This is a genomic window from Azospira sp. APE16 (genome assembly GCF_047901315.1).
GTDB classification, from domain to species: Bacteria; Pseudomonadota; Gammaproteobacteria; order Burkholderiales; family Rhodocyclaceae; genus Azospira; species Azospira oryzae.
Genome location: NZ_CP179682.1, coordinates 569,309 through 581,906 on the forward strand (window position 1 = coordinate 569,309; position 12,598 = coordinate 581,906).

12 protein-coding genes are annotated in these 12,598 nt (G+C 68.4%); 11 read left to right on the forward strand and 1 reads right to left on the reverse strand.

Annotation, left to right across the window (positions count from 1 at the left end):
- Window position 1: 1 nt before the first annotated feature.
- Both ACLSSQ_RS02895 and ACLSSQ_RS02900 read left to right on the forward strand, forming a co-directional pair.
- On the forward strand, window positions 2-1,330 hold the full coding sequence (locus tag ACLSSQ_RS02895) for an MFS transporter (protein WP_416243731.1): 1,329 nt from the start codon (window positions 2-4) through the stop codon (window positions 1,328-1,330).
- A gap of 132 nt (window positions 1,331-1,462) precedes the next feature.
- Entirely contained in the window at window positions 1,463-3,070 is a 1,608-nt protein-coding gene (locus ACLSSQ_RS02900; RefSeq protein ID WP_014235427.1) for a methyl-accepting chemotaxis protein, read from the forward strand.
- Between the two features lie 30 nt (window positions 3,071-3,100).
- Here ACLSSQ_RS02900 and ACLSSQ_RS02905 read toward each other — a convergent pair whose 3' ends face one another.
- Window positions 3,101-3,889, reverse strand: coding sequence for a sulfite exporter TauE/SafE family protein (locus ACLSSQ_RS02905; RefSeq protein WP_416243732.1), 789 nt, complete (start codon window positions 3,887-3,889; stop codon window positions 3,101-3,103).
- A 136-nt stretch (window positions 3,890-4,025) separates the two neighbouring features.
- Here ACLSSQ_RS02905 and ACLSSQ_RS02910 point away from each other — a divergent pair, with 136 nt between their 5' ends.
- The 9 genes from ACLSSQ_RS02910 (at window position 4,026) to sfsA (ending at window position 12,405) form a co-directional block, all read left to right on the forward strand.
- Window positions 4,026-4,919, forward strand: coding sequence for a LysR family transcriptional regulator (locus ACLSSQ_RS02910; protein WP_416243733.1), 894 nt, complete (start codon window positions 4,026-4,028; stop codon window positions 4,917-4,919).
- Between the two features lie 53 nt (window positions 4,920-4,972).
- Window positions 4,973-5,221 carry a hypothetical protein gene (locus tag ACLSSQ_RS02915; protein WP_287875120.1) on the forward strand — a complete coding sequence of 83 codons (249 nt, stop codon included), beginning with the start codon at window positions 4,973-4,975 and terminating at the stop codon, window positions 5,219-5,221.
- Window positions 5,222-5,257: 36 nt separating this feature from the next.
- Window positions 5,258-6,169 carry a 4-hydroxybenzoate octaprenyltransferase gene (ubiA, locus tag ACLSSQ_RS02920; RefSeq protein WP_014235423.1) on the forward strand — a complete coding sequence of 304 codons (912 nt, stop codon included), beginning with the start codon at window positions 5,258-5,260 and terminating at the stop codon, window positions 6,167-6,169.
- A gap of 7 nt (window positions 6,170-6,176) precedes the next feature.
- The gene (gene ubiD / locus ACLSSQ_RS02925; RefSeq protein WP_205230461.1) at window positions 6,177-7,652 is read left to right on the forward strand and encodes a 4-hydroxy-3-polyprenylbenzoate decarboxylase; all 1,476 of its coding nucleotides are present in this window, start codon (window positions 6,177-6,179) and stop codon (window positions 7,650-7,652) included.
- Window positions 7,653-7,812: 160 nt separating this feature from the next.
- On the forward strand, window positions 7,813-8,502 hold the full coding sequence (locus ACLSSQ_RS02930; RefSeq protein WP_152089884.1) for a sensor histidine kinase: 690 nt from the start codon (window positions 7,813-7,815) through the stop codon (window positions 8,500-8,502).
- 31 nt (window positions 8,503-8,533) lie between these two features.
- The gene (locus ACLSSQ_RS02935; protein ID WP_416243734.1) at window positions 8,534-10,159 is read left to right on the forward strand and encodes a tetratricopeptide repeat protein; all 1,626 of its coding nucleotides are present in this window, start codon (window positions 8,534-8,536) and stop codon (window positions 10,157-10,159) included.
- A gap of 4 nt (window positions 10,160-10,163) precedes the next feature.
- Window positions 10,164-10,658, forward strand: coding sequence for a GNAT family N-acetyltransferase (locus tag ACLSSQ_RS02940; protein WP_416243735.1), 495 nt, complete (start codon window positions 10,164-10,166; stop codon window positions 10,656-10,658).
- Window positions 10,659-10,742: 84 nt separating this feature from the next.
- Entirely contained in the window at window positions 10,743-11,621 is an 879-nt protein-coding gene (locus ACLSSQ_RS02945) for an ion transporter (protein WP_287875112.1), read from the forward strand.
- 64 nt (window positions 11,622-11,685) lie between these two features.
- Entirely contained in the window at window positions 11,686-12,405 is a 720-nt protein-coding gene (gene sfsA / locus ACLSSQ_RS02950) for a DNA/RNA nuclease SfsA (protein ID WP_416243736.1), read from the forward strand.
- The last annotated feature ends 193 nt before the right edge of the window (window positions 12,406-12,598 follow it).

The following is a 12,598-nucleotide window of genomic DNA, read 5'->3' on the forward strand; positions in this document are numbered from 1 at the left end:
CATGGCCGGCCAGTTCGGCCTGCTGCGGCAACGCCGCTTCCTGCCCTTCTTCGGTACCCAGTTCCTCGGAGCCTTCAACGACAACCTGTTCAAGAACGCCCTGGTGGTGCTGCTGACCTTCCAGGCCGCCAGCTGGACGGCCCTCGATCCGGGCCTCCTGGCCAACCTGGCGGCAGGCATCTTCATCCTGCCCTTCTTCCTCTTCTCCGCCAGCGCCGGCCAGCTGGCAGACAAGTACGACAAGGCGGCCCTGGCCCGCCTGGTGAAGCTGCTGGAAATCGCCATCATGGCGGTGGCCACCCTGGGCTTTGTCCTGCACAGCCTGCCCGTATTGCTGGGGGCGCTGTTTCTATTGGGTTGCCACTCCACCCTGTTCGGCCCAGTCAAGTACGCCATCCTGCCCCAACATCTCTACCCGGAAGAACTGGTGGGCGGCAATGCCCTGGTGGAGGCGGCCACCTTCGTCGCCATCCTGCTCGGTACCCTGGCCGGCGGCATCCTGGCCGGGCTCGGCAACGCTCCCGGCTGGATCAGCCTGGGCGGCCTGGTGGTGGCCGTGGCCGGTTATCTGTGCAGCCGGGCCATTCCGTCGGCGCCGGCGCCGGTACCCGGGCTGCGGCTTAACCCCAATCCTTTCACGGAGACCTGGCGCAACATCAGCTTTGCCCGGCAGGATGGGCGACTGTTCCTCGCCATCCTGGCCATCTCCTGGTTCTGGCTCTACGGCGCCCTGTTTTTGGCCCAGTTTCCGGCCTTCGCCAAGCAGGTGCTGGGGGGCGGCGAGTCCACCGTGACCCTGCTGCTGGCCACCTTCAGCGTCGGCATCGGCGTCGGCTCCCTGCTTTGTGAACGCCTCTCTGCCCGCCGTCTGGAGCTGGGCCTGGTGCCCCTGGGCGGACTGGGGCTGACCCTGTTCGGCGTAGCTGTTGCCCTGGTCTCCCCGGCGACGCCGCCGGCCGGTGCGCCCCTGGCCCTGGGAGCCTTGCTGGCCAGTGCCGGCCTGCTGCCGGTGATGTTGGCCCTGTTCGGTATCGGTGTCTTCGGCGGCCTTTTCATCGTGCCCCTCTACGCCCTGCTGCAGGTGCGGGGCGAACCGGCTTGCCGGGCCCGCATCATCGCCGCCAACAACATCCTCAATGCCCTGTTCATGGTGGTCGGCTCCCTCGCCGCCGGTGCCCTGCTGGGTGCCGGCCTCTCTATTCCCCGGTTGTTCCTGCTGGCGGCCCTGCTCAATGGCGTGGTCTGTATCTTCCTTTGCCTGCGGGCGCCTGATTTCCTGCTCGCCTGCCGTAACTGGCTGTGGCGGAAGCCTGGCAAACCCTCTGTCTGAGCATCCCGGGGTGCGCCGTACGGCATTCCCGCCGGGATGAGTGGCACTTGGTTAATCCAGGCGCTTGCCCCTATCATTCCGCTGGCAAGTTCTAATTTTCCAATACTCTAATAATCGAACGGAATATCTGGCATGGGATTGAAAGCGCGTATCGCACGGGCCATGGGGGTGGTGTTTGCCATTTTTTTGCTGTCCACCGGCTTCGGCCTCTACGGTCTGCACCAGACCAAGGAGACCTTCATCCGCCACGTGGAGGTGGACATGGCCCTGGAACGGGCCATCGTCGGCATGTACGCCCAGGGGCTGCAGAGCGGCCAGGCCCTGCGTAATGTGGTGCTGGACCCGGCCAACAAGACCGGCCACGGCAACCTGAAGAAGGCCCTGGAAGAGTTCGACGGCTACTATCAGAACGCCCGCGCCCTGGTGCCGGCGGAGGCGCCGGTGGCCAAGGTGCTGCAGGAAGTGGCGGCCCTGGCGGCGGAGCGGCGCAGCCTCATCGACAAGGTGGTGGAGACGGCGGTGGGCGGTGCCGGCAGCGAGGCGGTGGCCCTCATCAACAGCAGCGAGACGCCCCTCTGGCGCAAGATCCGCGGCCATCTGCTGGACCAGATGAAGGCCATGAAGACCCAGCTGGACGAGAGCAAGGAAGCGGGCATCGCCGAGATCGAGCGTACCGAGCGGCTGGTGATCGGCCTGGCCCTGGCCAGTATCGTCATCGCCATCGTCCTTCTGGCCCGGGTGCTGCAGGTGGTGGGGCGCCAGCTGGGCGGCGATCCTTCCGAGGTGATGCAGGTGGCCGAGCAGGTGGCTGCCGGCAATCTCACCCTGCACATCGCCAATCCCCAGGAGGGCAGCGTGATGGCCGCCATGGCTTCCATGCAGACCCGCCTGGCCGCCATGGTGGCCCAGATCCGGCAGAACGCCGATTCCCTCCTGGCCTCCGCCGAGACCCTGGCGCGCAGCTCCGAGGAAGTGGTGGGGCGCACCTCGGAACAGACCGAGGCGGTGTCCGCCGTGGCCGCGGCCATGGAAGAGATGACCGTGGGCATCTCCCAGGTGCGCGACCATTCCGCCGAGGCCCGCTCCTACGCCCAGGAATCGGGGCGCATGGCGCACCAGGGCAACGAAGTGGTGGGCAATGTGGTGCAAGGCATGGGACGGGTGGCCTCCTCCGTCACCGAGTCGGCCCAGGGCATCGCCACCCTGGAACACGAGTCGGAGAAGATCGCCGCCGTGGTCGGCGTGATCAAGGAAGTGGCGGACCAGACCAACCTGCTGGCCCTCAATGCCGCCATCGAGGCGGCCCGGGCCGGCGAACAGGGGCGCGGTTTCGCCGTGGTGGCCGACGAGGTGCGCAAGCTGGCCGAACGCACAGCCCAGTCCACCGTGGAAATCGGCGTCACCGTCGATGTGGTGCGCAACGGCATCCAGCAGGCGGTGGAGCACATGGAACGGGGTGTGACCCTGGTCCAGGGCGAATCGGGCAAGGTGGCCGAGGCCGGCAGCACCATTTCCGCCCTGCACGGCTATGCCGACAAGGTGGTCGGAGCCGTGCACGAAATCGGCGATGCCCTGCAGGAGCAGAGCGCCGCCAGCACCGAGATCGCCCGTCGCATCGAGCTCATCGCCCAGATCAGCGAGCAGAACAGTTCCGCCGTCCAGGCCAGTGCCGGCGCCGTGGCCCAGCTGCAGCAGCTGGCCCGCAGCCTGAGCGACTCGGTGCACCACTTCCGCACCTGACGGAGGAGCGTCGGCCCGGAGCTGCCGTTCCTAGCCCAGGGCGGCCCGGGCCAGCAGGCCCAGGCCGGCGGCCGCCAGGGTGCCGTTGAGCAGGCGCAGGAAGCGCTCCGGCGACAGCCGCAGATCCAGGTGGTGGCCCAGCCAGGTGCCGAGCAGCATGGGCGGCACCGCCAGCAGGGCCAGCAACAGCAGGCTCGGGTCCAGCAGCCCGGCCAGGGCGCACAGGATCACCCGCAGCCCGGTGCTGAGGGCCATCAGCACCGCCTGGGTGGCGCGGAACACCTCCCGCTCCAGGGGCTGGCGGCTGAGATAGGCGGCGTAGAGAAAGCCGCCGCTGCCGAACAGTCCGCCGAAAATCCCCCCGATCACACCGCAGACCCCGCCCCAGCGCAGCAGCAGCGCCGGCGGCCGGGGCTGCCACAAGCCCCACAGACCGTAGGCCAGGATGAAGAGCCCCAGGGCCGCCGCCAGCCAGTGGCCCGGCAGGCGCCCGAGGAGGGCGATGCCCAGGGCCTGGCCCAGGGCCATGGTCGGCACCAGGCGCAGCAGTTGGGCCCGGTCGATGTGGCGGCGCTGGCGCCAGCCGCGGCCGGCGGCCCCGACACAGTCGAGCAGGGCCAGCAGGGGAATGATGCGGGGCACCGGCATCACCGCCGCCAGGGGGCCGGAGGCCACCATGGCCGAGCCGAAGCCGACCAGGGCGAAGATGGTATAGGCCGCCACCAGGGCCAGGGCGGCGAAGGCGAGGGCGGCGGGGGCGGGCAGCTGGTCCGCCAGGGCGCCGTGGAGGGCGGCCGGCAGCAGGGTGTCGAAGGGCATGGCATGGAATCCTTGTCTGGCGGGCTCCCGGCGGCGGCTGGCCGCGAAACAGGGCGGGCCCGGATGGCTTGCATGATGGTCGGCGTCTGGCTATAACGCCAATATCAAATTTGTCAGCCATCCATGCCGATTTGTTATGCCTAGCCTGCGCCAGATCCGCTACTTCCTCAGCGTCGCCGACCTGGGCGGCTTCACCCCGGCCGCCGCTGCCCTGCACGTGGCCCAGCCGGCCCTGAGCCGCCAGATCGCCCAGCTGGAGGAGGAACTGGGCTTCGCCCTGCTGCGCCGGGAACCCCGGGGCGTCAGCCTGACCGAGGCCGGCGCCCTCTTTCGCCAGCGGGTGGGCGGCCTGGAGGAGGAACTGCGCAGCGCCGCCGAGGATGCCCGCCGCCTGCACCGGGGCGAGGGCAGCGTGCTGCGCCTGCTGCACTCCAGCTCCACTCCCCTGGCCGGCCCCCTGCTGGCGGCCCTGCAGGACTTCACCCGGGACCAGCCCCGGGTGCGGGTGGATGTGGACCGGCTGTCCTCCGAGCAGCAGCAGGAGGCGGTGGCCCAGGGCCGGGCCGACCTGGGCCTGGCCCGCCTGCCCCTGCTGCGCCAGGAGGGCGGTATCGAAATCAGGCCCCTGCCTGAAGAGCGGCTATGGGCGGCCCTGCCGGCCGGCCATGCCCTGGCAGGCGCGTCCGTGCTGGCTCTTGGTGACCTGGCCGACGAATGCTTCGTTTTCGCCGTGCACCGGGAGCGGGGCGGCCTGGCGCGGCGGGTCACCGACCTCTGCCTGGCCCGGGGCTTTGCGCCCCGCCTGGCGCCGGTGACTTCGCGCAAGACGGCCATGCTCAACCTGGTGGCGGCCGGCTTCGGCATCGCCGTGGTGCCCGCCGCCATGGCCTCCCTGGCCACTCCCGGGGTCCATTTCGTGCCCCTGGCCGATGCCGATGCCCTGGCCCGGGCCGCCCTGCTGCTGCCGTCCCGGCCCTCGGCCCTGGCCGCCGCCTTCGCCGACGCGCTGCAGTGCCGCTGGTCCGCCTAGGGGCAGGCGGGGGGCGGATGTTAGGATGCGGCTTTTGCCGAGGGAGGACTGCCGTGTCCCTGTTGCTGCGATTCGTGGGTTTGGCCATTGGTGGCTTTTTGCTGGTGGGCGGCCTGGCCAGCCTGGTGCTGGGCGTCCTGGCCCTGGGCGAGCACCCCCAGAAGGGCTTCCAGGTAACCATCTTCTCCCTGGTCACCACCGGCATCGGCCTCTGGGTCTTCTGGGAAATCCTCGGCCGCAAGTGGCTGGCCCGCCGGCGTGGCGAGGTGGAGCCGCACGTCGCTCCCGGAGCGATGGACTAAAATCCCGTTCTTGCGGACTGCGATTTCCTGCCGACCATGACCACTTCCCAAGCCCCGCTTTCCCTGCGCCACCGTCTCGACCAATACGAAAAGCTGATGCGGCTGGACAAGCCCATCGGCACCCTGCTGCTGCTGTGGCCGACCCTCTGGGCCCTGTGGCTTTCCGCCGTGGGCCAGCCCCAGTGGTGGGTGGTGTGGATCTTTGCCCTGGGCACCCTGCTGATGCGCTCCGCCGGCTGTGTCATCAACGACTACGCCGACCGGGACTTCGATCCCCACGTGGCCCGCACCAAGAGCCGCCCCCTGGCGGCCCGGACGGTGTCGCCGCGGGAGGCCCTGGGCCTTTTCGCCGTCCTGGTGCTGCTCTCCTTCCTGCTGCTGTTGCCCCTGCTGACGCCCCTGGTGTTCGCCCTGGCGGCGGTGGCGGTGTTCCTCGCCGCCAGCTACCCCTTCACCAAGCGCTTCTTCGCCATTCCCCAGGCCTACCTGGGCATCGCCTTCGGCTTCGGCATCCCCATGAGCTACGCCGCCCAGCTCGGCGTGGTGCCGGCGGAAGCCTGGTGGCTGCTGCTGGCCAACGTCTTCTGGGCCGTCGCCTACGACACCGAGTACGCCATGGTGGACCGGCCCGACGACCTGAAGATCGGCATCAAGACCTCCGCCATCACCTTCGGCCGCTTCGACGTGGCGGCGGTGATGTTCTGCTACGGCGCCACCTTCGCCCTCATCGCCTGGGTCGGCTACGGCCTGCAGCGGGGCTGGGCCTTCTACGCCGGCCTGCTGGGGGCGGTGGCCCTGGCCATTTACCACTACACCCTGATCCGCACCCGGGAGGGCGGCCCCTGCTTCAAGGCCTTCCTGCACAACAACTGGGTCGGTGCCAGCATTTTCGCCGGCATCGCCGTGGACTTCTGGCTTCACCCCTTCGGCGTGCTGCCCCTGAAATAGGCTTCCCATGAAATACCGCGACCTGCGCGACTTCATCGCGCAACTGGAACAGCAGGGCGAATTGAAGCGGGTCAGCGTGCCCGTGGACACCCGTCTGGAAATGACCGAAATCTGCGACCGGGTGCTGCGGGCCGAGGGGCCGGCCATTCTTTTCGAGAAGCCGGTGGGCCCTAACGGCGAATTCACCATTCCGGTGCTGGCCAACCTCTTCGGCACGCCCCGGCGCGTCGCCATGGGCATGGGCCAGGATTCGGTGTCGGCCCTGCGCGAGGTGGGCACGGTGCTCTCCATGCTGAAGGAGCCGGAACCGCCCAAGGGCTTGAAGGATGCCTGGGAGAAATTCCCCCTCTTCAAGCAGGTGCTCAACATGGCGCCCAAGGTGCTGTCCTCCGCACCCTGCCAGGAGGTGGTGTGGGAGGGCGACGCGGTGGATCTCTCCCGCCTGCCCATCCAGCACTGCTGGCCCGGCGACGTGGCACCCCTCATCACCTGGGGCCTGACCATCACCCGGGGCCCCTTCAAGAAGCGGCAGAACCTGGGCATCTACCGCCAGCAGGTGATCGGCCGCAACAAGCTCATCATGCGCTGGCTGGCCCACCGGGGCGGCGCCCTGGATTACCGGGACCACTGCCAGAAAAATCCCGGCCAGCCCTATCCGGTGGCGGTGGCCCTGGGGGCCGATCCGGCCACCATTCTCGGCGCCGTGACGCCGGTGCCGGACAGCCTCTCCGAATACCAGTTCGCCGGCCTTTTGCGGGGCGCCAAGACCGAGCTGATCAAATGCATCGGCAACGACCTGCAGGTACCGGCCTCCGCCGAGATCGTCCTGGAAGGGGTGATCCACCCCGGCGAGACGGCCCTGGAAGGGCCCTACGGCGACCACACCGGCTACTACAACGAGCAGGCCGAGTTTCCCGTGTTCACCGTCGAGCGCATCACCATGCGCAAGAACCCCATCTACCACAGCACCTACACCGGCAAACCGCCGGACGAGCCCGCCGTGCTGGGCGTGGCGCTGAACGAGGTGTTCGTGCCCCTGCTGCAGAAGCAGTTCACCGAGATCGTCGATTTCTACCTGCCGCCGGAAGGCTGCTCCTACCGTCTGGCCGTGGTCAGCATCAAGAAACAGTACCCGGGCCACGCCAAGCGGGTGATGTTCGGCATCTGGAGCTTCCTGCGCCAGTTCATGTACACCAAGTTCATCATCGTGGTGGACGACGACGTGAACATCCGGGACTGGAAGGAAGTGATCTGGGCCCTCACCACCCGCATGGATGCCACCCGGGACACCACCCTGGTGGACAACACCCCCATCGACTATCTGGACTTCGCCTCCCCGGTGGCCGGCCTCGGCTCCAAGATGGGCCTGGACGCCACCAACAAGTGGCCCGGCGAGACCAGCCGGGAATGGGGCCGCCCCATCGTCATGGACGAGGCGGTGAAGACCCGGGTGGACGAACTGTGGCAGCGCCTCGGGCTGTAAGCGGCCGCTGAGGGCAGGGCCGCGCCCCGCCTGGGCCCCAGAGCCCGGGGAGGCGGCGCGGTCCGGTCCGGTGCAGGGCGTTCGATATTACTTTGGTATTAGTGCCGCTCTGTGACAAAATTGGCATTTTTCCGCTTCCGGTGACGCCAGGATACTGCCCATGAACCCGCCCGATACTTCCCCCGACCTGTCGGTGTTCCTCGCTTCGTCGGTGCACGACATGAAGAACTCCATCAGCATTCTCATCGGCAGCATGGAGAAGCTGCTGGCCGACAGCGACCCCAGCCGGCCCGAGTTCGGCGAAATGACCCACATGATGTACGAGACCAAGCGGATCAACGGCAACCTGATCCAGCTGCTGGCCCTCTACAAGCTGGGCAACCACCTCTATCCCTTCTCCCCGGAGGATTGGGTGCTGGAGGACTTCGTCGCCGAGACCGTGTCCCAGCACCTGCCCCTGCTGCGTTTCCGCGGCCTGGAATTCGAGGCCGTGGTGGAGTCGGACCTGGTGTGGCCCTTCGATGCGGACCTGGTGGGCGGCATCATCGGCCACGCCCTCAACAACGCCATCCACTACACCAAGGGCAAGGTGCGCCTGGTGGTGCGGGAGACGGAGGAGGGCCTGGAAATGCGCGTCGAGGACGACGGCCGCGGCTATCCCCAGAAGATGCTGGATGACGGCGTCGCTGCCATGAACGGGGTGGACTTCCAGGGCGGCAGCACCGGCCTGGGCCTCTACTTCTCCGCCATGGCCGCCCGGCTGCACCGCAACAAGGGGCGCCACGGCGCCATCCGCCTGGAAAACGGCGGCGCCTGGGGCGGCGGCTGCTTCGTCCTGACCCTGCCCTGAGCGGCCCATCTCCAGGGAAAACAGAACAACAATGAGCAACTTCCAGAACATCGACTTCGGCAGCAAGAGCTTCCTCGTCATCGACGACTTCCAGGGCATGCGCACCGTGCTGCGCGACATCCTGCGCTCCATGGGGGTGAACCCCAAGGTCATCGCCACCGCCGCCAACGGCAACGAAGCCATCAGCCAGCTCAGCCAGAGCCGCTTCGACGGCGTCCTCTGCGACTTCAACCTGGGCGCCGGCAAGAACGGCCAGCAGGTGCTGGAGGAGGCCAAGTACCGCAACCTGGTGGGACCCAGCTGCGCCTGGGTCATGATCACTGCCGAGAAGACCGCCGACGTGGTCATGGGCGCCGCCGAATACCAGCCGGACGCCTACCTGCTCAAACCCATCACCGAATCCACCCTGCGCCTGCGCCTGGAAAAGATCTGGGTGAAGAAGGCCGCCTTCGTGGACATCGACCAGGCCGTCATGGCCATGGACTTCCCCCTGGCCATCCGCCTCTGCGACGAGCGCCTGGCGGTGGACAAGGCCAATGCGGGCGAACTGCTGCGCCTGAAGTGCCACCTGCTGCTGGTGTCCGGCGAACACGAGCAGGCCCGCCTGCTCTACAACGCCCTGCTGGCCAAGCGGGACGTGCCCTGGGCCCAGCTCGGCCTGGCCCGGGTGCATGTGGCCGCCGGCGAGCTGGACCACGCCCAGGCCCTGCTGGAAACCCTGGTGGCGGAGAACCGCACCTACCTGGAAGCCCACGACTGGCTGGCCAATGTGCACAACGCCCGGGGCGACCTGCAGAAGGCCGAGGAGGTGCTGGAAAACGCCGCCCGCCTCTCGCCCCTGTCGGTGATGCGGCAGAAGAACCTGGGCGAAGTGTCCCTGCAGCTGGGCAAGGTGGAAAACGCGGAAAAGGCCTTCCGCAAGAGCGTGGCCCTGGGCGAGCACTCGGTGCTGAAAACGCCGGACGCCTACCTGGGCCTGGCCCGGGCCTGCAGCGCCCAGAACAACAGCAAGGAAGCCCTGCAGGTGCTGTCCACCCTGACCAAGCAGTTCGATGCCGAGGAGGTCAAGGTCAAGGCCATGGCCACCGAAGGCATGGTCTACCACCGGGCCGGCGACCTGGAATCCGCCCGCAAGGTGGCCCTCAAGCTGGACGAGGTGCTGGCCCAGCCCGGCGCGCCCCGCCTGGAGAGCGCCGCCGTGGTGGAGATGGCCGAGCTGATGATGGTCTCCGGCGAGAAGGAAAAGGCCGCCGCCCTGCTCCAGGGCGAAGTGCGCAACAACCCGGACGACGCCATCCTGCTGCAGCGCATCCAGCAGGTGTTCGACACCGGCGCCATGAGCGAGGAGGGCGTGGCCCTGGTGGAAGCCTCGCGCAAGGAAGCGGTGCAGCTGATGAACCAGGGCGTGCTGCTGGCCCGGGACGGCAAGTTCGACGAGGCCATGGAAGCCATGCGCACCGCCTGCGAGCGCCTGCCGGGCAACGTGCGGGTGCTGTTCAACTTCGCCCACATGGGCATCACCTTCATGCAGCGCACCGTGGTTAGCCCCTCCCTGGTGGACGAAATCCGCCAGTACCTGGAAACCGCCCACCGCCTGGCTCCCGCCGACAAGCGCTATCCCCAGCTGCTGGGCAAACTCAAGTCCCTGGCCGGCTGACGCCATGCCGACCATGCCGCCCGTGGAGGTCCGCCTCACCGACCTGAGCCAGCCGCAGCAGGCCGCGGCCTGGCTCGATCTGCTCGACCACTACGCCCGGGACCCCATGGGCGGCGGCAGCGGGCTGGATCCGGCGGTGCGGCAGGCCCTGGTGCCGGCCCTGGCCGGCGTGCCCCATTTCCACAGCGCCCTGGCCTGGCAGGGGGATGAGGCGGTGGGCCTGATCAACTGCTTCGCCGGTTTTTCCACCTTCGCCGCCAGACCCCTGCTCAACATCCACGACATCGCCGTGCGCGACGCCCGCCGCGGTGCCGGCATCGGCCAGGCCCTGCTGGCCTGGGCCGAGGGGCGGGCCCGGGAACTGGGCTGCTGCAAGCTGACCCTGGAAGTGCTGTCCAACAACCGGCGCGCCCTGGCCGCCTACGAGCGGGCCGGCTTCGCCCCCTACGTGCTCGATCCGGCCGCCGGCCAGGCCCTGTTCCTGCAGAAGCTGCTGTAGGCCCGGCCGGTTCCCCGGGCCGGCGGCCGGCGCTAAGATGGCGGGCTGGTTCCCCTGTTTCCCGACTTTCCGAAGCGACCGCCCATGAGCCCTGCCGCCGCCGTCCATTCCGCCGCCGATTCCCTGGGCAAGCCCCTCGCCGGCTGGCGCCTGCGCCTCTACTCGGTGGTATTCGAGTCTGAGACCCGGGCCGGTCGCCTGTTCGACCAGTGCCTCATCTTCGCCATCCTGGCCAGCGTCGCGGTGGTCATGGCCGACAGCGTGCATAGCCTCAACGTCCGCCACCAGGACCTCTTCGCCACCCTGGAGTGGGGCTTCACCCTGCTGTTCACCGCCGAATACCTGGCCCGCCTGGCCTGTCTGCGCCGGCCCTGGCGCTATGCCCTGAGCTTCTTCGGCCTGGTGGACCTGCTGGCCATCCTGCCCACCTACCTGGCGCTGCTGGTGCCCGAGGCCCACCTGCTCATCGACGTGCGCATCCTGCGCCTGCTGCGCATGTTCCGGGTGCTCAAGCTCACCGCTTACCTGGGCGAGTACCAGATGCTGGGCAGCGCCCTGCTGGCCAGCCGGCGCAAGATCCTGGTGTTCCTCTCGGTGGTGCTGATGATCGTGCTGGTCATGGGCACCCTGATGTATGTGGTGGAAGGCCCGGCCAACGGCTTCACCAGCATTCCCACCGCCGTCTATTGGGCCATCACCACCATGACCACCGTCGGCTTCGGCGACATCACGCCCAAGACCGACGTGGGCCGTCTCATCTCCTCGGCCATGATGCTGCTCGGCTGGGGCACCCTGGCGGTGCCCACCGGCATCGTCACCTCCGAGATCACCGCCCAGCGCCTGCAGGTCACGCCCACCAGCCGCACCTGTCCGGACTGCCTGACCGAAGGGCTGGCGCCGGAGGCCGCCTACTGCCAGGCCTGCGGCGCCCGTCTGCCGGAATACCGGCGCGATCCGGCCTGAGCCTTTTCCCTTTTCTGCCACCCGCCCACGCCGCGGCCCCGGAGCCGCCGCCGGAGCATTCCCCATGCAACTGCCCCTGCTCACCGAAGGCCGCCTGCTGCGGCGCTACCAGCGTTTCCTGGCCGACGTCGAACTGGCCGACGGCAGCGTGGTCACCGCCCACTGTCCCAACACCGGTTCCATGCAGGGCTGCAAGGATCCGGGCAGCCGGGTGTGGCTGTCCCCCAGCGACAACCCCCAGCGCAAGCTGGCCTGGACCTGGGAACTGGTGGAGGCGGACGGCGTCCTGGTGGGCCTGCACACCGGCCGCACCAACGCCCTGGTGCGGGAAGCCATCGAGGCCGGCGCGGTGGCCGAGCTGGCCGGCTATGGGGCGATCCGCGGCGAGGTGCCCTACGGCGGCGACAACGGCCGTGGCGGCAAGCGCAGCCGCATCGACCTGCTGCTGACTGAAGCAGGTCGTCCCCCATGCTATGTGGAGGTGAAAAACGTCACCGCCGCCGTTGCCGGCGGCATCGGCTATTTTCCCGACGCCGTCACCGAGCGCGGCACCAAGCACCTCAACGAAATGGCCGACGAGGTGGCCAAGGGCAACCGGGCCGTGCTGTTCTTCTGCGTGCAGCGGGGCGACGTGGATGAAGTGCGGCCGGCGGACCACATCGACCCGGAATACGGCCGCACCCTGCGCCGGGTCCTGGGGCTGGGGGTGGAGGTGCTGGCCTACGGCGCCGAGGTCCGCCCCGAGGGCATCCGGCTGTGGCGGCCCCTGCCGGTGGTGTGCTGACACGGCGCCAGCAGAAATTTCTATGGTCGGCCAAGCCCCGCGTCCCTAAAGGGATTGCGGGGCTTTTTCATTCAATGGTGGCGCGCTTCCTGGGGCGGTGCGGGGAAAGTCGCTCCGGGACTGGTCCGGCGGCCGGCGGTTGGCGCCCAAATTCTTTTGGCATGCCAAATGGCTTAATGGAAAAACCCTTACG